Source organism: Mesorhizobium sp. M5C.F.Ca.IN.020.29.1.1 (assembly GCF_003997375.1).
In the GTDB taxonomy this organism is placed as follows: Bacteria; Pseudomonadota; Alphaproteobacteria; order Rhizobiales; family Rhizobiaceae; genus Mesorhizobium; species Mesorhizobium wenxiniae.
The window spans coordinates 1-1517 of record NZ_RZSW01000927.1 but is presented as its reverse complement, the minus strand read 5'-3'; the positions used below and the strand labels follow the sequence as shown (position 1 = coordinate 1517).

Annotated in this window: 2 protein-coding genes; both read right to left on the bottom strand. The window is 62.6% G+C overall.

All coding sequences use genetic code 11. From position 1 onward, the window contains the following. A partial coding sequence (locus EOA85_RS35065) for a triose-phosphate isomerase (RefSeq protein ID WP_245486335.1) occupies positions 1 to 532 on the bottom strand: 532 nt, incomplete at its 3' end. Positions 533 to 672: 140 nt separating this feature from the next. Then, the gene (locus tag EOA85_RS35060; protein ID WP_127212713.1) at positions 673 to 1440 is read right to left on the bottom strand and encodes a DeoR/GlpR family DNA-binding transcription regulator; all 768 of its coding nucleotides are present in this window, start codon (positions 1438 to 1440) and stop codon (positions 673 to 675) included. Positions 1441 to 1517 lie beyond the last annotated feature (77 nt).

The window sequence follows — 1517 nt, the reverse complement described above, 5'->3', positions numbered from 1 at the left end:
GCCTATCGGCGTAGTCCGCACTTGCCGGAATGCCCTTGTCGCCGATCGCCCAGACCGGCTCATAGGCGAACAGGATCGTCGCCGCTTTCGCCTCGCCTTCGAGGACCTTTAGCGCGCCGTGCACCTGCAAGGCCAGCACCGCATCGGCCTGGCCGCTGTTGCGTTGCGCCAATGTCTCGCCGACGCAGATGAGCGGCACCAGCCCGTGCTTTACCGCCGCAGCTGCCTTGAGGCCGACAGCATTGTCGGTCTCGCCGAAATGCTCGCGCCGTTCGCTATGGCCGAGCTCGACGAGGTCGAGGCCGCAATCCGTCAGCATCACGGGCGAGATCTCCCCGGTCCAGGCTCCGCCGTCGGCCCAGTGCATGTTCTGGGCGCCGACCTTGACCCGCGTCGTCGCCAACGCCTTCTTGACCTCGCGGACCGCCGTGAAGGGCGGGATGACGAAGGGCTGGATGCGGTCGTCGAAACCGGGGACGAACCCCGCCAGCGCCTTGGCGAAGTCAGTCGCCTCTGCAAGCGTCTTGTTCATTTTCCAGCTTGTGCCGAGCCAGTAAACCACGCATCCTCCTTCTAGAGTCTGTTCCATCCCGCGTAGCGGGATGGGGCTCTATCTTCTTCTTTGACCATGATCTTTTCCGAAAACCGATTCCCACTTTTCGGGATCATGGTCTAGTCCTTCTCGACTAGTGTTAGCGAAACATCGGCGCCATCCAACGCCTGGCGCATCTGCGGTCCCAGTTCGCGACCGGTGAAGACGGCGTCGAACGCCTTGAGATCGGTCAGGAAATGCAGGGCCGTGCGGCCGAACTTGCCGTGATCGACCAGCAGATATTTACGCCTGGCGGCGGCCATCATCAGCCGCTTGGTGTGGACCACTTCCTGGTCCTGGTGGAAGGCGCAAGCGCCGTGGATGGCAGACGACGACAGGAAGGCCACATCGGCGCGCAACGATCTCAACGTGTCCTCGGCCAGCAGGCCGAAGAAACCATGAAATTTCTTGCTGTACTGGCCGCCGAGCGCAATCAGGGTGATCCCTCCAATGCCTGCCAGATCCTGTATGACGGCCAGATTGTTGGAGATCACAGTCAGCGGGCGGAGATCCGCAAGGTGGCGCGCGATGCCACCGGCCGTCGAGCCGTCGTCGATGATCACCGTCTGGCCGGGTTCAATCATCGCCACGGCGGCAGCCGCCAGGCGCTGCTTCTCCTCACCGGCCTGCTTCTGACGGTAGCGGAAATCGCTTTCGAACAGGCCGCTCGGCTGGATCGAGGCGCCGCCGCGCACCTTGCGCAGGAAACCGCTTTCCTCAAGCTCGTCGAGGTCGCGATGGACGGTCATCTTGGACACGCCAAAGCGCGAGGCGAGGTCATCGACACTGGCCGTGCCAGTGTCCATCAGAAAATCCATGATGCCTTGCCGGCGGCCGCCGCTCTTCATTGTCCAGCCCGTTTCCTGAATCCGGTCCGCTGTGAATCCGCCGTGGCGGAAACCGCGAGCCAAAGCTATTATAACAG